The organism is Hyphomicrobium sp. (assembly GCF_036780825.1).
Lineage (GTDB): Bacteria > Pseudomonadota > Alphaproteobacteria > Rhizobiales > Hyphomicrobiaceae > Hyphomicrobium_C.
On sequence record NZ_DAIQCD010000003.1, the window covers coordinates 68,270 to 84,214 of the forward strand.

Here is a 15,945-nt window from a genome sequence, read left to right on the forward strand (position 1 = left end):
ATAACACCATTATACCGGTCTCGGAGCTTTTTTCCTGGAGCGCGATTGACCCCGTTCCCTGAGCGCGCTACTTTTCTCGTGATGATCAACGCTGCCGCTCCCGAGTTTCGGGGCAACATTGACGGATTCAAGACAATACCGCGCACGGTTTTGGGGCGCCTATTATTGACTCCCGAAATCGGATTTTTGGCCGTCTCCTCATCCGCTTTCGCCGCGTTTCGGCCTGCTCAATTGGCGGCGATCGAGAGCGTATTTCCATTTTCCTTCGTGACCGGGCGCGGGGCGCCCTCTCTCAATCGCCGGTTGAAGCGCGGCACGCAAGGCAGCGTGCACGGCGCCGGCTGCTGCATGGAGACTGCCTCATGACCATCACCAGGCGCGACACCCTGAAGGCCGGGCTGGCGCTCTCTGCGGCCGCCGCCCTGCCCGCACTGCCGACCCGCGCCCATGGCGGCTTCGCACCGCGACCCGACAGGTGGCGCACGTTCGAGCTGCTGACACATCTCGAGATTGCGGAGCCCGCTGGCGCCGTCCAGGCTTGGATTCCACTGCCTTCGATCTCCGACGCCGCTTGGTCCAGGCTGGAAGGGACCACTTGGACGACCAACGCCGAAAGGGCGGTGATCGCCGTAGATCCGGGCTCGGGCGCCGCGATGCTCCATCTCGCCTGGCCGCAAGGCGGAGCCCAGCCGACGGCCAGCGTGAAAAGCACGGTGGCGGCGCGCAGCCGCGCCGCTGATTTTGGAAAGCCGTCCGGGCGCAGCATCACACTTTCCGCTGAAGAGCGGGCAGCGGCGCTCGCTGCCACCCGCCTCATCCCCACCGAGGGCATCGTGAGGGAGACGTCCGAGGGGATCACCGCCGGCGCCGCAAGCGATCTCGAGAAGGCACGGCGGATCTACGACTGGATCGTGGAAACGACATACCGCGATCCCGGCGTGCGGGGCTGTGGCCAAGGCGACGTGGTGCGTCTCCTCGAATCCGGCAGGCCGGGCGGCAAGTGCGCCGATCTCAACGGTCTTTTCGTCGGGCTCGCCCGCGCAGCCGGCATCCCGGCGCGCGATCTCTATGGTCTGCGGGTGGCGCCGTCCGAATTCGGTTATGTGAGCCTCGGCACGAAAGGCGAGACGGCCACCCGCGCCCAGCATTGCCGCGCCGAGATATTCCTCGAGGGCTTCGGCTGGGTTGCGGCCGATCCTGCGGACGTGCGCAAGGTCGTTCTCGAGGAACTGCCCGGAAACCTCGCCCTCACGGATGACAAGGTTACGCAGGCCCGCGAAGCTCTCTTCGGATCATGGGAAGGCAACTGGCTCCCGTACAACAGCGCCCGCGACGTCGCCCTACCGGGCTCTGAAGGCCCTAAGCTCGGCTTCCTCATGTACCCGCAGGCGGAAATCGGCGGACATCGGCTCGATTGTCTCGAAGCCGATGCGTTCCGATACGCGATCACGGCACGCGAGATCGCGATCTGAGCCGCCCGCGCCAACCAACGTTCGCGCCGGCGGGCGGCGATTGTAAGCTTCGCGTTTTCACATCCGCGTCGTGCTGACCTCGCCAGAAGAAAGAGAAGCAAGACATGACCGCGCCACAGCCTCTCCGTCTGACATCCCTGGCTCACGGCGGCGGATGCGGTTGCAAGCTCGCGCCATCGGTGCTGCAGCAAATCCTCGCGGATACCTCCGTCGCCGGTCCGTTCCGCGAGCTTCTCGTCGGAGCCGAAACTGGAGATGACGCCGCGGTCTGGCAGCTCGATGCTGATACCTGCGTCATCGCCACCACCGACTTTTTCATGCCCATGGTGGACGATCCTTTCGATTTCGGACGTATCGCGGCGACGAACGCAATCTCCGACATCTATGCCATGGGCGGCAAACCGATCCTGGCGCTGGCGATCCTCGGCATGCCCATCGGCAAGATCGATCCCGACGACGTGCGCCGGATTCTCGCGGGCGGCGCCTCGGTCTGCGCCACCGCCGGCATTCCCGTTGCCGGCGGCCACTCCATCGACTGCCCGGAGCCGGTCTACGGTCTCGCGGTCGTGGGAACCTGCCGGCCCGAGCATGTGCGCCGCAACGCCGACGCACGGGCGGGCGACGCACTGATCCTGACCAAGCCGATCGGCGTCGGCGTTTACTCCGCTGCCATAAAGAAGGGCGCGCTGCCGCCATCGGGATACGCGGACATGATCGCGACCACGACCCAGCTCAACCAGATCGGCGCCGAGCTTGCGAAGCTCTCCGCCGTGCACGCGATCACCGACGTGACGGGCTTCGGGCTTCTCGGGCACGCGCTCGAAGTCGCCCGCGGCTCCAACCACGCGCTCGCGATCCATTGGAAAGACGTTCCGCTCCTTCCCGCTGCCACCTCCCTCGCGCGCGACGGCTTCGTTACCGGCGCCTCCGGGCGCAACTGGGCGAGCTACGGTCATGATGTCCGTCTGCCGGCGGATTGCCCGGATTGGCAGCGTCAGATTCTGACCGATCCGCAGACATCCGGTGGCCTCCTTGTCTCCTGCGCGGCGGACGCGGCCGATGCCATCCTGCAAACGGTCATGGATGCGGGCTTCGCCACAACCCGCCGCATCGGGATCGTCGAGGCTGGAGCGGGCGTTTCCGTTCTATGAACCACCCGGCATGCAACGCTGCGCCACCGTTGCAATGATGGTCTCGCGCATCCATGCTTAGGGACCCGCGTTCATGGGGCCCATAGGATGAGCGCTAGATGTTCGGGCCACCACAATCGCCTGAGTTCGGAGTAAAGCCATGTCCCTCTCTGTCGCAACGGAACGCAGCCTTCTCAATGATGAGGCGTTTGCGCTGGTCAGCGCCACCCACCATCCGGCCATCTACGAATTCGACGGCAAAGGTCTGCAGAACGCGCGCAAGCGTCTTCGGGAAATGCGTGACAAGGCCCGAACGCAATTCCGACAGAAGGCGCGGGAAGTCCGCGGCAAGGCGGACGCGCGCGGCAAAAGCTTCCCGGGCACGGCCGAGCAGCCAAGAAAGCAGATGCAGATCTTTTCCCAAGCTCTGAAACGCGTGAACAGCGAGCTGGCGAGATTTCGGCGGCTTGCCGCGCGGACCGAACATGTCGAAGCCGCGCGCAAGGCCCTTGCGCTTCGCCGCGCAGCAAACTTCAAGCCGGTATGGGTTTCTGATCAGACATCGAACCCCGGAATGCAGCCCGTTCCCAACACCCGCCGGCGCCGGATAATTCCGGGAAGCCAGGTCGGCAGCATCTCGCAAGCGACGAAAGCCGCACAGGCCGTCAAGGACGACCGGCAAGAGCAAGCCAGGGCTTGATCGCTCGCGCCGGAGCCGAGCGGGCAAACGAAGCTCACAGCAAAAATTTCAGCAGCCATTCAAGAACTATTTAAGGGGGTGCTCTCTCATTCCGTCGCCTAACACATGAGAACACCCCCTAAGTCAGTCTTCTCAGCACACGGCCTGAAAAACTCCATCCCTAGCGGCAGCAAACCTCATTCTTGATCAGCATACTGGGGCGCTGAAAAGTCGCGCCTATTTACACATTGAAACAATTGACTTTTCCGGATTCCCATATCACAATGCCGAGCATGAATAATAAATATTCATTGATCGGCATTCTGCCGCCGGACGGGTATTAGCTCCCGTCTGCTTTTCCAAGCTCATCCGAAAGCGGGGCAGAATGCCCGCCCTGCCTGTTTCAGGGCTCGCTGAGCTTGATCCGTCGATAATGCGCGCATTTCTGCCGTAGCAAGAAAACGACGCGCCCGCATCGACAACGAGGGGAAACTCTCAAGCAAAGACCGAGAGCGCATCCATCCGGAGCGGAGCAGTCCGATCCACCCGCGATGACCGCGCTCAAGATCCATCAGGCGCGCAATTTAGCGACTGCGCTTCCTAGAGCAGATCCCATTCGGACGGAATCGGCCGAATGGGTGAAGATGCTCGCCCAAACAAACGATTAGAGACTTTGCGGTGAGCGCAAGCGAACGGAAAAGGCTCTAGTCTACTTGCCTTGAATTGGCCCTTTGAGGGCGCGGGTGCATTGCGCATTCGGCGATAGCATCTGCGCCGGCACCAGAGATATTCCACCGAAGGCGCGCGGCGCCTTTGGTTTCTACCACCATGCACAAACTAATAAGGAGTTTCATATGACCATGCACATCACTCGTAATGACCTCAACTCCAACACGGTCAAGACTTGCGTTGATCTTCTCAATGCGAGACTGGCGGACGCAATCGATCTGAGCCTGATCGCGAAGCAGGCGCATTGGAATGTGAAGGGCCCGAATTTTATTGCCATTCACGAGATGCTCGATGGCTTGCGGGCGAAATTAGACAATCATGTCGACACCATCGCCGAGCGCGCCGTTCAGCTGGGCGGCACGGCACGCGGCACCAGTCAGGCTGTGGTTGAGAAAACGGATCTGAAGCCCTATCCGACGGGAATATCCAAGACGCGGGACCACCTCGCGGCGCTGATCGAATCCTACGCAGTGGCGGCGCGCAATGCCAGGCAGGCAATCGCCGATGCCGAAGAGGCGGGCGACGCTGGAACGGCGGATATTTTCACGTCTTATTCGCTGATGCTGGACAAGTCACTATGGCTTCTCGAAGCCCATACCCAGGCGGCGGAATAGCTCTACTGACGTCTCCGCGCACCGGCATGGAGACGACGAGAGGCGGGCATTGGCCCCGCCTCGCCTACATACTTGATCAGATGGAAACGTAACCCAAAACGAAAGGAGGTGGGCGGGTTGTTAAAGCGCGAAGCATTCCTACGCATTTTTTGGCCGGCGCTCGTATTCGGCATTTCAGTTGCGACCTATGCTTTTCATGACATTCTGCTTCGAAACTTTTTGCCTGATGCAGATCCGAATGTCGTCAGGCAGCTCAGCATGGCGGCGTCTTGGTATTCAAGCGCCTGGCTGCTGTCCCGAGTGATCGGCGCGACGCTGCGCCGGAAAGGGAACGGCCGCCGCCGGGTTCCGAGACTTCTTGGAGAGCTGATCACCGCTGCTTTCTTCCTGGCGGCAACGGCAGCAACGATCGCAATGTGGCTCGGCCAATCGGCGGGTGGCGCGCTGGCCAGCTCCGGCCTGGTGATCGCCATCATCGGCTTTGCCATCCGCAACGTCCTTGCCGACGTTCTGAGCGGCATTGCGCTTGGGCTGGAAGCACCGTTCCGCATCGGCGACTGGATCGAGATCGACGGCGCGGTTCGTGGCCGCGTCATCGAGATCGGATGGCGCACCACACGCCTTCAAACGCGCAACGACATCTACATGATCCTGCCGAACAGCGAGATCGCCCGGCAGCGGATGACCAACTACAGCGCCCCGCGCAAGCACTACCGGGCAAGTCTGGAAATCGTTCTCGGGCATGACATTCCAGTCGGCGACGCGAAGCGGCTGCTGGACGCCGCCGCGCGCTCGAACGATCTCACGCTGCAGTCGCGGAAGGCGGATGTGCGGGCACTCTCATACGATACGGAGGGCGTCAGATACGCCGTCCGCTATTGGGTGCCGAGCTTTGTCGACGAGACAGATTGCCGGGATGTGATGATCTCCGCCATCGACGCTGCTCTGCGCGAAAGCGACTTTGCGCCCCCTCACACGCGGGTCAAAGTGGTTGCGCCCTCGGGCCGCAAGCACGTGCTGCCGAAAGGCTCGATTGTCTGGAACGAAAACGTCGCCGGCATTTAAGCGCTCGATCGCGAGCGTCCCCTCGGGTCGTTCGCGCGGCAACGCCGCCCCGCGGCCCCGCACGCTTTCCGGTATTGCGCGTGCGACGTTCTGCTACTATCACCAAACGGGCGCTCCCAAGCGGAGCGCCCGTTTGGTGTGTTGCGTCATCCACATCATCGGGAGACATACGATGACGCGTCCTCTCCGCTGCTCGCTTTGCGCGATTGCGCTTGCCCTGCCGTCGTTGGCTTCGGCTGATGAAGGGGCGCGAGGCGCACGTGGTCAGCACACCCAATTCGATTGGGCAGGCTTCTATCTCGGCGCTCATCTGGGCGGCCTCGCCAACCTGAACGACATTTCAGATCCGCTCGGCCGATCTCTCTTCGGCAATCCCAACCGCGAGACCGGCGGCTTTGCGGGCGTGCAGCTCGGCTACAATGTCCAGTCCGGAACGCTCGTCTACGGCCTCGAAGCCGATATCTCCATCCCCGAAAGCGAGGGCACGAGCACCTGTTCGGCGCTATCGGGCTCGTTCGTGAACTCGAACTGCAGATCCCGCATCGACGCCTTCGGCACGTTAGCGGCCCGTATCGGGCTCGCGCTCGGCGAAGACGGCCGCGCCTTGATCTATGGCAAGGGCGGCGCCGCCTGGTACGCGGGCAGCCTCGACATGGCGACGAACGACTACACCATGGGTCGAGCTGGCAATCCATTTACCACGCACAGTGACGACGTTTCGCACTGGGGCTGGACGATCGGGGCCGGCGCCGAATATGCGCTGGCCGGCAACTGGTCGCTCAAGGCCGAATACAATTACGCGGATTTCGGCAGCCAGTCGGTGAGGCTTTTGCCAAGCGCTGTTCTGGACGACGCTGGCACACCGGTTGAGGCAATCGGCGCGCGGCAGGGGCATGTATCGAACGACCTGCATGCGTTCAAGCTGGGCGTCAACTACCGCTTCGGCCAATCGGCGCCGCTGCAGGATGACTTGACGCCATCTCGCATCTCAGCCCCTGCGCTGCAGGGCATCACATTCGAGCTCGGCGCACGCTACTGGTACAGCTGGGGACGGCACAAATACGATCTTGGATTGCTCAAGACGAAGCCAGCGCCAAGCCACTCACTTGTCTCTCGGCTCACCTACGACGACCTCACAGCGAGCACGGGCGAGCTGACGGGGCGCATTACGGCCCCCTCGAACCTGTTCGCGAAGGGCTTCATCGGTGGCGGCTCCATTACGAATGGCCACATGACCGACGAGGACTTCGTTATCCCCGGCGACACCGTTGCCAGCATCCCCTATTCGAACACGCTCAGCCCCAAGGTCAAGGGCGACGTACCCGTCTATGGAACGATCGACCTAGGCTACGACTGGTGGCGCGGCGCCAGCCATCGCCTGGGAACCTATGTCGGCTACAATCACTATCGCGAGACGATGGAGGCCTATGGCGTGATCCAAATGGCGAATCCGCTCGGGCCTCTGGGCCCGAGCGTCGGCGGCCCCCTCGCGCCCACGGGCCATGCCATCATCACGCAGGAGGCGACCTGGCAGTCGGTGCGCCTTGGCGTCGCCGGCGAGTTCCGCCTCACGCCACGCTTCATGCTCAGCGTCGACGCGGCCTTCCTCCCATATGTGTCGGTCGATGCAAAGGACCGCCACTTCTTCGGCAGCACAGCTGACGTTGCGAGCATCAATCCGCTGCAGGGAGACGGCGTCGGCACGCAGCTCGAGGCGATGCTCTCTTATGATCTGACGGCGCAGCTCAGCCTAGGCATCGGCGCACGCTATTGGGCCATGTGGACGAGAGATGGCAGCATGGTGCGGTCCTTCGATGCCTCGTCCGGACTGAGCACACCCACGCCACCGCAACACTTGCGGCTCGAAACGGAACGCGCCGGAATTTTCGGTCAGGCGCTCTATAAGTTTTAAAACCGGGAGCCCTGTTGAAGCAATGCTGGCTGAACGAAACCGATCAGACGCACAATGGGCATACCGCACCTGACAAACGCGCAGTGTCACCGCATCTTGTGCATTGGCGACAGTTACCGGCGCCTCACGGGACGACGTCTCGTGGCAGCCGATGACGATCTCATAGAGGCGCTTTGGCAAGCCCCTTTCGCGATCGTGTCCCACGGCACGGAGCCGGATCCGGTCTTCTTCTTCGGGAACCGGATTGCCCTCGATCTCTTCGAAATGGATTTTCAGACCTTCACGCGCCTGCCGTCACGGTTCTCGGCCGAGCCGCTTCTCCGAGAGGAACGTGCAGACCTGCTCGAGCGCGTCACGCGCAATGGCATCATCGAGGACTATGCCGGCGTGCGCATCTCCGCCACAGGCAAGCGGTTCCGCATTGCCAACGCGTCCGTTTGGAACCTGACGGATGCGGCCGGCGCAGCGGTAGGCCAGGCTGCAGCATTTTCAGAATGGACGCCTGTGGCAAGCACAGGCTGAGAACAGCTCTGCGGGCGGCGCGCCTATAGCAGCTCTGCACGCAGTTGTTCCGGGCTCTTGATGGACAGCATCCCGGGCGGAACGTCGAACACCGTTTTTGCGCCGTACTGCCCTAGCGCGTGCAAGCGGTGCACGGCACGCGCGTAAGCCACAAGGACGCTGGCCGTAAATTCGGGGTTGCTGCCGAGCTTGAGCGCATATTCGATCACATGCGCGCTCGCTGCCGAGGTGTTGCCGCTGTGGATCACGAAACCGCCGTGCACCATGGCGTGATGATCGCGCGCAAGCTCGTCCGCGCTGATGAAATGCACCGTGGTGTCGTAGTCCGCGAAGTAATGCGGCATGGTGACGATGGCGCGACGCACCTCCTCCGCATTGGCCCCGTCTTGCAGCACGACGAAGCATTCTCGCGTGTGCTTTTCGCGCGTCGCGAGCACCGGCCGCGATCCGCTGCGCACCCGGTCCATGGCATCGCGAATTGGCCGCGTGTACTGCACGCCGCCGGCCACGCCGGGCACGCGCCGCAACGCGTCCGAATGCCCCTGGCTGAGACCGTCGCCCCAGAACGTGTAGGTCGCGCCGTCGGGCAGCAGCGCCTCGCTGATTGCGCGGTGCAAGGAAAACATGCCCGGGTCCCAGCCTGCTGAGATCAGCGCCGTCTTGCGATTGAGCTTCGCCGGAGTGTCCACTGCCGCGAAATATTCCGGGATGCGCGCATGCGTATCGAAACTGTCAACGGTGTTGAACAACGCCGCGAGGCGGGGCCCCTGCTCGGGCAGGTCTTCCTTGGAGCCTCCACAGAGAATCAGCACGTCGATGCGGTCGCCATGATCGGGCAGCGCATCCATCCCGAAAACCGGCGTGGCGCCGTCGAGCGGTACAAGCTGCTCGGGAGGCCGGCGCGTGTAGATCCCTGCAAGCCGCATATCGGGGTTCTTGGGAATGGCTGCTTCGACACCACGGCCAAGGTTCCCATAGCCGGCGATGGCGATGCGAATAAGCTCATCCATACGGGAAATCCCTTCGTGCTTGCGCGATCTGATCTTTGGGCGGAGCCGGAAGACCCGTTGGGGAATATCAATTTTTCAGGCTGGATCAAGACGGAACGGAGCTGGAGGCCGCATCATGCAAGGCTGGCGCAACAACCTGCGCAGCATGATCGGCGCCAAAGCCGCGCGTCGAACGCGCGGCGAGCCCCGAGGCGGGCCATCCGGTTCGGATGACAACACGCGAAGCTATGAAAGGGAATGGTCGGGGCAGCGGGATTCGAACTCGCGACTTCTTGCTCCCAAAGCAAGCGCTCTACCAGGCTGAGCTATGCCCCGACGGGATGAGCCGGCGCATCGCACCGGCTCGGCGGCAACATGTGCCGCTTTGCGATCCGCCGGTCAAGCACCTCTAGCCGGCAGACGTGCCCCTCTTTCCGTTCTCCCGTCAGCGCGGGCCGAAAGCGGGATGCCGGACCAGGTCGCCAGGCTTGAGGCCCAAGCGCTCCGCCACGCCGCCCGCGAGTTCGAGAACGGCCAGGACCGGCCCTTCCGACGCGATCGTGCGTTCGGAGAGAGGCTCCGTCCGCGCCTCGATGCGGTGCACCGTCCCGTCGGCACGGATGAAGACCATATCGAGCGGAATGTAAGTGTTGCGCATCCACATCGTGAGCTCGTGCTCGCCGCCGTAGACGAACAGCATTCCCTTCGTCTCAGGAAGCACGGTCCGGTACATCAGACCAAGAGCCTGCCGCTCCGGCGTATCGGCGATCTCGACCTCGAAGGCGTGCACGCCGCCCGTCGTCACGAGTTCGAGACGCTCCTCCCCGGCCGAGGGCTTCTTCCCCTTCGCCGTTGACGGCTGATCCGCCCCTGGCTTCTGGCCGGACTCGGCGAAAGCGACGCCCATGGCTGGGGGCAGCACGGCCGCGCACGTTGCCGCCAAGTGTAAAAGGGCCACCCTGGCGGCGGCCCTTCTAGAATAGCTTACATTGCTCATCGCTGGTTCCTGCCGGCAAGCCCGACGTTCTCGATTAGAGATGCCGGTCTGCCGCAGACCCGTCAATGGGGCGATGTGATGCCCGTGACGGAACCGTCGGGCTTCAGCTCGGCGGCCATGCAGCCCTTCGAACCCATGCCCCAGCGAACCTGAACCGTCTGGCCCGGCCGCAGCTCGGTGAAGCCGAAGCGGCGCAAGGTCTCCATGTGGACGAAGATGTCCGGATGGCCCTCGCCCTTGGTCAGGAAGCCGAAACCGCGCACCCGGTTGAACCACTTCACGATCACGCGCTCCCAATCGCTCTCGGGCTGCACGTGAACGTGCGTGCGCTGCGGCAAGAGCGACGGATGGATGGCCGTCGATTCATCCATGGAAAGGATACGGAAGGCCTGCATGCCCTTGGGACGCTTCAGCACCTGGCAATGAATGCGGGCGCCCTCATAGGCGGTCTGGTAGCCCCCAGCCCGAAGGCAGGTGACATGGAGCAGCACGTCCGCCAAGCCATTATCGGGAACAATAAACCCGTATCCCTTGGCGACATCGAACCACTTAATGGTTCCCGCGATCTCGAATACTTCGAGGCCGCCCTCCTCCAGTCGCTCGAGTTCACCTTCAGCAAAGACTCCACCACCCGGATACTCCGGAGGTAACTTGCTATCCCCCATAATCCTACCCCGCCTTACTTGGCCTACGTTGAACTGATGCGTCGCTTCGTCTGCGTTTCAGTCTCTGCCCTCTACATCGACTGCTTCGCGTCTCTGGCGACGGGGCGAACAATAACATTTGCGATGCCCGAGGCTAGCCCCCCGCCCCGCGCCAGGGCGCTCCGCGTCGCTCCAATCACCGCATGTCCACATGAGAGCGACAAGTTAACCAGCTGAGCTCATTAATAATATTTTAGTATTTCAAGCCTGCGGAAAATTTCTTCACCTCCTCCATGACAAGAGTTCCGCACGGGCCGCCAAGCGCTTTGGGCGGCGACTGGACGCCACCTTGAAAGCAGCTGATTCGCGCGTCATTGCGCCCGACCCGCCCTCTTTCCACCCTCGCATTGGAGGCGAGCTCGGCCCCTCCTCCATCCCTCCGAGCCGGGAAAAACCGAGGGCCCGCCGAGCTGGTGCAAAAAATTACGCCTCTCCACGAGCTTGCGTGAGCGAGCTGTCGGTGTTCCCCGAATGTTTCATGTGTTAATTTCGTCACACGATATCGCAACCCGCCCAGGTTGCAGAGGTCACGACGCGGAGCACCTCGCCATCTGTCGGCGCCAGACGTGGAGTGATGTTCACGCCTCTCACCTTCCAGGCGGCACACCAGTCAACTTCGGTCGCAGACTGTGCCCCCGGGCGAAAAATCGCCCGCATCGTCCACGCCTGAGTCTGGGGAGCCGCGAGAAAGGGAACCGCACTGGTGCCGCGCGGAGGCATGAGCTTCAAGGTTCATGCTGCTTTGCAAGAAACTGTTCCTTCAAGACCGGAAAGGGAACAATTTTTCTTCATTACCGGCGACCAGGAATGATATCCTATTCTTATTTATCTGAACCTCTTTATCTAAGAACTTTTTTTCATTAGCTTCGCGAAATCGGAGGATCTCCATGACCCAAGCACACGTCCGGGCACGTGCCGGTCTCGCGGCCAGTGCGGCGGCCGGCCATTCCGCTCCGGAAGGAGGCGAGGAGTTGGCGCGGCGCCTCGATGCGTCTCTTGCCGGCCACGACGATCTCGAAGCCCGCCTCATCGCCATCGCCGACGCGATCCCCGGCCGCATTGCGTTCTCCACGAGCCTCGGCCTCGAGGATCAGGCGGTGCTGCACGCCATCGCCGCCAGCGGACGCGCCTTCGACGTGTTCACGCTCGACACCGGGCGCCATTTTGCGGAGACGCTCGAAACGCTCGACGCGAGCGAGCTCCGCTACGGTCTCAAGATCCGCGTCGTCTTTCCCGAAGCAAAAGACGTAGAGAACCTCGTCGCCCGCGACGGCATCATGGGGTTCCGCCAGTCGATCGAGGCCCGCAAAGCCTGCTGCGACGTGCGGAAGGTGCGCCCCCTCAACAAGGCGCTCGCCGGTGCCGCGGGTTGGATCACCGGCCTGCGGCGCGATCAGGCAACAACACGCACGCACGTACCCTTCGCCGCCTGGGACGCACCCCACCAGCTGATCAAGCTCAACCCGATCGCGGATTGGAGCCTCGACAGGCTCGAAGCCTACATCGCCGACCATGACGTGCCGGTGAACCCGCTGCACGCCCAGGGCTTCCCCTCCATCGGCTGCCAGCCCTGCACCCGCGCCATCCGGCCGGGCGAGGACATCCGCGCTGGTCGGTGGTGGTGGGAGAACGAGGACGGAAAGGAATGCGGGCTCCACAACCGCCCGAAGCCGAAAGAGGCGCAAGCATGACGCAACCAATTTCCCACCTGGATCTGCTCGAGGCCGAGAGCATCCACATCTTCCGTGAGGCGGCGGCGCAGTTCCGAAAGCCCGTGCTCCTCTATTCGATCGGCAAGGATTCGACCGTCCTCCTGCATCTCGCGCGGAAGGCGTTCTGGCCGGCGAAGCTTCCGTTTCCCGTGCTCCACATCGACACGGGCTGGAAGTTCCGTGACATGATCCTCTTTCGCGACAAGACTGCGCGCGACTTCGATCTCGATCTTATCGTGCACACCAATGCGGACGGCCAGGCAAAGGGCATCAATCCCTTCGACTACCCGCCCTCCGTCTACACCGACGTGATGAAGACGGTGCCGCTCAAGCAGGCGCTCGACGCGCACGCGTTCGACGCCGCCTTCGGCGGTGCGCGCCGCGACGAGGAAGCGAGCCGGGCCAAGGAACGCGTTTTCTCGTTCCGCGCCGAAGGCCATCGGTGGGATCCGCGCCGCCAGCGTCCCGAGATGTGGCGCCTCTTGAACGGCCGTCTCGGCGCCGGCGAGACGGTGCGCGTCTTCCCGCTCTCGAATTGGACCGAGCGCGATATCTGGCGCTACATCCTCCGCGAAAAGCTCGACGTGGTTCCTCTCTACTTCGCCGACACGCGCCCGACGGTGGTGCGCAACGGACAGATTCTGATGCTCGACGACGACCGGATGCCGCTGAAGCCCGGCGAGGTCGTCGTCAACCGGCGCGTGCGCTTCCGCACGCTCGGCTGCTACCCCCTCACCGCGGCCGTCGAGTCCGACGCCGCAGACATCGAAAGCGTCGTCGCTGAGACGCTTGGAGCGCGCACCTCCGAGCGTCAGGGCCGCCTGATCGACCACGACCAGGCCGGCGCCATGGAGAAGAAGAAGCAGGAGGGATATTTCTAGATGTCCGCCCAGCCCACGACGGCCCGCCATCAATCAATGGACAGCAAGGTGAAATCTCAGCTCAAGGTCGTCTCTGACCAGGTGTCGGCGCCGGCACCGGCGTCTGCCGATCTCAACAAGCTCGCACCTGAGCTCTCCGGCATGCTGCGCATCCTCACCTGCGGGTCGGTCGACGATGGAAAATCGACCCTCATCGGGCGGCTGCTCTGGGATGCCACCGACCTGTACGACGATCAGCGCGAAACGCTGAAGCGCGGCAAGACGGTGGACGGCGGCAACCCCGATTTCAGCCTCCTCATGGACGGCCTCGTCGCCGAGCGCGAGCAGGGCATCACCATCGATATCGCCTGGCGCTATTTCGATACCGCGACGCGCCGCTTCGTGGTCATCGACAGCCCGGGCCATGAGCAGTACACGCGCAACATGGCATCGGGCGCCTCCCATGCCGACGTCGCCATCCTGCTCATCGACGCCCGCCACGGCATCAAGACACAGACGCGGCGCCACGCGGCGATCCTCGATCTCATCGGCGTGAAGCGCATCATCCTCGTGGTCAACAAGATGGACCTCGTCGATTGGTCGGAATCGACCTTCCGCAAGATCGAAGCCGACTTCGAGACCTTCTCCTGGCGTTTCGGCTTCTGGGAGGCGACGGTGATCCCGACGGCCGCCGTCTCGGGCGATAACGTCGCGCGCCGCTCGGAGCACATGCCCTGGTACGAGGGTCCCACTCTTCTCGAGCATCTCGAGGCGATCCCGAGCCGCGTCACGGAGCCGACTGGGCCGTTCCGTTTCCCCGTGCAGACGGTGCTGCGCGATTCCCGCAACGACTTCCGCGGGCTTGCCGGCACGATCAGCGGCGGCAGCGTGCGCGTCGGAGAGACGGTGGTCGATGCGCTCTCGAAGCGCAGCGCCAAGGTGCTTCGCATCGCAACCATGGATGGAGATCTCGAGCAGGCCTCGCAAGGCCAGGCCGTCGCGATCCAGCTCGACACCGACATCGACGTGGCGCGCGGCTCGGTGCTCTCCAAGGCCGATCTGCGTCCGCTCGTGGCACGCGTGCTCGAGGCGCGCCTCGTCTGGCTCAGCGAGACGCCCTATGATCCGCGCGGCTCTTACCTCGTCCGCACGGCCACCGATCTCACACCCGTTTCGAGCCTCAAGATCCGGTCGCTCTTGAACCTCGAAACCCTGGAGGAACGCCCCTCCACATCCTGCTCCACCAACGACATCGCCATCGGCGACATCGCGCTGGCGCGCCCGGCTGCCATCGACACCTTCACGGATGCTCCCGAAACCGGAAGCTTCATGCTGGTCGACGCCATCACCGGCGCATCCATTGCCGGCGGCGTGGTGGCGGCGGCGCGGGAGGAAGCGGCAGCAGGAGACGAGACCTCGTTCGTGTTGACGCGGGCCATGCTCGAGCGCGGCCTAAACTCGGATCTCGCCGAGCGTACGGACGCCGAGGCCGAGTTCCGCCGGCGTGCGAACGAGGTGGCGCTCATTCTCCGCGCTGCCGGGATCAACGTTGAGATCGAAAATCCGCCGGACTATTCGATCTAGAGTGCTTCCGGAAAAGTGGGAACCGATCATGGCGAAGCCATGCGAGTTAAGATGTCCGATAAGAAGCACGAAGAAATAAAAGCTTAGAGCCGTTCCCCGTTTCCACTTAAAGCGGAACGGCTCCAAGCCATCGGTCTCGTCAAAAGCCTGAGCGTCCGATCCGATCCATCCGACCGGAAAACGCTCTGGAGCCTTCCCCGATTAAGCGGAGACGCCGTCCTCTGTCATGGATGACATTCTTTTGTACGTCGCCATCGGCTTCGCGGCCCAGATGATCGACGGCGCGATCGGCATGGCCTACGGCGTGACCGCGACCTCAGTTCTGCTTTCGTCTGGCGTGCCGCCCGCGACGGCGAGCGCCTGCGTGCACGCGGCCGAGACCTTCACGACGGGCGCCTCGGGACTGGCGCACTGGAAGCTCGGCAACGTCGACCGCTCCATTCTGTGGCGGCTCGCTCTCCCTGGCGCCATCGGCGGCGCCATTGGCGCCTATGTGCTCTCCGAATTCCCCGGCGACACGTTGAAGCCGTTCATCAGCGCGTATCTTCTGCTCCTCGGCGCGGTCATCATCTGGAAGGCGCTGGTCAAACGTCCGCGGGAAGCGCCGGCGCCGCGCGCCGTTGGGCCGCTCGGCTTCTTCGGCGGCCTGCTCGACGCTATCGGCGGGGGCGGCTGGGGCCCGATCGTGGCGTCGAGCCTGCTCGGCCAGGGTACGACGCCACGCTATGCCATCGGCTCGGTCAACCTGGCCGAGTTCTTCGTCACACTGACGATTTCGGCCACGTTCTTCCTCACCATCGGGCTGAGCCTTTGGCCCATCATCCTCGGGCTCATCATCGGCGGCATTATCGCTGCCCCGTTCGCGGCGCTGGCCGCCAAGCACGTTCCTGCGAAAGTGTTGATGCTGATCGTTGGCTTCGTCATCATCGCACTGAGTCTCAGAACGCTCTTTCTCGCTCTGCATTAGCGCTGAGAG

Annotated in this window: 14 protein-coding genes and 1 tRNA gene; 10 read left to right on the forward strand and 5 right to left on the reverse strand. The window is 63.1% G+C overall.

Annotation, left to right across the window (positions count from 1 at the left end):
* Positions 1-362 precede the first annotated feature (362 nt).
* Positions 363-1,472 carry a transglutaminase-like domain-containing protein gene (locus V7P99_RS02575; RefSeq protein WP_442909854.1) on the forward strand — a complete coding sequence of 370 codons (1,110 nt, stop codon included), beginning with the start codon at positions 363-365 and terminating at the stop codon, positions 1,470-1,472.
* Between the two features lie 104 nt (positions 1,473-1,576).
* A complete protein-coding gene (gene selD, locus V7P99_RS02580; protein ID WP_333793260.1) occupies positions 1,577-2,623 on the forward strand; it encodes a selenide, water dikinase SelD in 1,047 nt (348 codons plus the stop codon).
* 94 nt (positions 2,624-2,717) lie between these two features.
* Here selD and V7P99_RS02585 read toward each other — a convergent pair whose 3' ends face one another.
* Positions 2,718-3,290: a hypothetical protein gene (locus V7P99_RS02585; RefSeq protein ID WP_333793261.1), complete on the reverse strand. Its 573-nt coding sequence runs from the start codon at positions 3,288-3,290 to the stop codon at positions 2,718-2,720.
* 779 nt (positions 3,291-4,069) lie between these two features.
* On the opposite strand from V7P99_RS02585, the gene dps reads away from it, so the two are divergent.
* The 4 genes from dps to V7P99_RS02605 all read left to right on the forward strand — a co-directional run bounded on the left by dps (position 4,070) and on the right by V7P99_RS02605 (position 8,123).
* Positions 4,070-4,624, forward strand: coding sequence for a DNA starvation/stationary phase protection protein Dps (gene dps, locus V7P99_RS02590; protein WP_333793366.1), 555 nt, complete (start codon positions 4,070-4,072; stop codon positions 4,622-4,624).
* Between the two features lie 258 nt (positions 4,625-4,882).
* Positions 4,883-5,689, forward strand: a complete 807-nt coding sequence (locus V7P99_RS02595; protein WP_333793262.1) for a mechanosensitive ion channel family protein — start codon at positions 4,883-4,885, stop codon at positions 5,687-5,689.
* Between the two features lie 172 nt (positions 5,690-5,861).
* On the forward strand, positions 5,862-7,601 hold the full coding sequence (locus tag V7P99_RS02600; RefSeq protein WP_333793263.1) for an outer membrane protein: 1,740 nt from the start codon (positions 5,862-5,864) through the stop codon (positions 7,599-7,601).
* Between the two features lie 54 nt (positions 7,602-7,655).
* Positions 7,656-8,123, forward strand: coding sequence for an MEKHLA domain-containing protein (locus V7P99_RS02605; protein WP_333793264.1), 468 nt, complete (start codon positions 7,656-7,658; stop codon positions 8,121-8,123).
* Positions 8,124-8,146: 23 nt separating this feature from the next.
* Here V7P99_RS02605 and V7P99_RS02610 read toward each other — a convergent pair whose 3' ends face one another.
* The 4 genes from V7P99_RS02610 to V7P99_RS02625 all read right to left on the reverse strand — a co-directional run bounded on the left by V7P99_RS02610 (position 8,147) and on the right by V7P99_RS02625 (position 10,774).
* Positions 8,147-9,133, reverse strand: coding sequence for a diaminopimelate dehydrogenase (locus V7P99_RS02610; RefSeq protein ID WP_333793265.1), 987 nt, complete (start codon positions 9,131-9,133; stop codon positions 8,147-8,149).
* A gap of 238 nt (positions 9,134-9,371) precedes the next feature.
* A tRNA-Pro gene (locus tag V7P99_RS02615) sits at positions 9,372-9,448 on the reverse strand.
* A gap of 109 nt (positions 9,449-9,557) precedes the next feature.
* Positions 9,558-10,109 (reverse strand): DUF192 domain-containing protein, encoded by a 552-nt coding sequence (locus V7P99_RS02620; protein ID WP_333793266.1) that lies wholly within the window; start codon positions 10,107-10,109, stop codon positions 9,558-9,560.
* A gap of 62 nt (positions 10,110-10,171) precedes the next feature.
* Positions 10,172-10,774: a cold-shock protein gene (locus V7P99_RS02625; protein ID WP_333793267.1), complete on the reverse strand. Its 603-nt coding sequence runs from the start codon at positions 10,772-10,774 to the stop codon at positions 10,172-10,174.
* A gap of 926 nt (positions 10,775-11,700) precedes the next feature.
* Between V7P99_RS02625 and V7P99_RS02630 the strand changes: the two genes are divergently transcribed.
* From V7P99_RS02630 to V7P99_RS02645, 4 genes are all read left to right on the forward strand, one after another.
* Positions 11,701-12,504: a phosphoadenylyl-sulfate reductase gene (locus V7P99_RS02630; protein ID WP_333793268.1), complete on the forward strand. Its 804-nt coding sequence runs from the start codon at positions 11,701-11,703 to the stop codon at positions 12,502-12,504.
* Complete coding sequence (gene cysD, locus V7P99_RS02635) at positions 12,501-13,406, forward strand: sulfate adenylyltransferase subunit CysD (protein WP_333793269.1); 906 nt, start codon at positions 12,501-12,503, stop codon at positions 13,404-13,406. Before V7P99_RS02630 ends, cysD begins: the two co-directional genes overlap by 4 nt.
* A complete protein-coding gene (locus V7P99_RS02640; protein WP_333793270.1) occupies positions 13,407-14,969 on the forward strand; it encodes a sulfate adenylyltransferase subunit 1 in 1,563 nt (520 codons plus the stop codon). It abuts the gene before it with no gap.
* A gap of 226 nt (positions 14,970-15,195) precedes the next feature.
* Positions 15,196-15,936: a sulfite exporter TauE/SafE family protein gene (locus V7P99_RS02645; protein WP_333793271.1), complete on the forward strand. Its 741-nt coding sequence runs from the start codon at positions 15,196-15,198 to the stop codon at positions 15,934-15,936.
* The last annotated feature ends 9 nt before the right edge of the window (positions 15,937-15,945 follow it).

What these genes read in the sequence shown, in the direction of transcription:
- V7P99_RS02575 (WP_442909854.1), top strand. Translation starts at nt 363, where the DNA reads ATGACCATCACCAGGCGCGACACCCTGAAGGCCGGGCTGGCGCTCTCT.
- selD (WP_333793260.1), top strand. Translation starts at nt 1,577, where the DNA reads ATGACCGCGCCACAGCCTCTCCGTCTGACATCCCTGGCTCACGGCGGC.
- V7P99_RS02595 (WP_333793262.1), top strand. Translation starts at nt 4,883, where the DNA reads ATGGCGGCGTCTTGGTATTCAAGCGCCTGGCTGCTGTCCCGAGTGATC.
- V7P99_RS02600 (WP_333793263.1), top strand. Translation starts at nt 5,862, where the DNA reads ATGACGCGTCCTCTCCGCTGCTCGCTTTGCGCGATTGCGCTTGCCCTG.
- V7P99_RS02605 (WP_333793264.1), top strand. Translation starts at nt 7,656, where the DNA reads ATGGGCATACCGCACCTGACAAACGCGCAGTGTCACCGCATCTTGTGC.
- V7P99_RS02610 (WP_333793265.1), bottom strand. Translation starts at nt 9,133, where the DNA reads ATGGATGAGCTTATTCGCATCGCCATCGCCGGCTATGGGAACCTTGGC.
- V7P99_RS02620 (WP_333793266.1), bottom strand. Translation starts at nt 10,109, where the DNA reads ATGAGCAATGTAAGCTATTCTAGAAGGGCCGCCGCCAGGGTGGCCCTT.
- V7P99_RS02625 (WP_333793267.1), bottom strand. Translation starts at nt 10,774, where the DNA reads ATGGGGGATAGCAAGTTACCTCCGGAGTATCCGGGTGGTGGAGTCTTT.
- V7P99_RS02630 (WP_333793268.1), top strand. Translation starts at nt 11,701, where the DNA reads ATGACCCAAGCACACGTCCGGGCACGTGCCGGTCTCGCGGCCAGTGCG.
- cysD (WP_333793269.1), top strand. Translation starts at nt 12,501, where the DNA reads ATGACGCAACCAATTTCCCACCTGGATCTGCTCGAGGCCGAGAGCATC.
- V7P99_RS02640 (WP_333793270.1), top strand. Translation starts at nt 13,407, where the DNA reads ATGTCCGCCCAGCCCACGACGGCCCGCCATCAATCAATGGACAGCAAG.
- V7P99_RS02645 (WP_333793271.1), top strand. Translation starts at nt 15,196, where the DNA reads ATGGATGACATTCTTTTGTACGTCGCCATCGGCTTCGCGGCCCAGATG.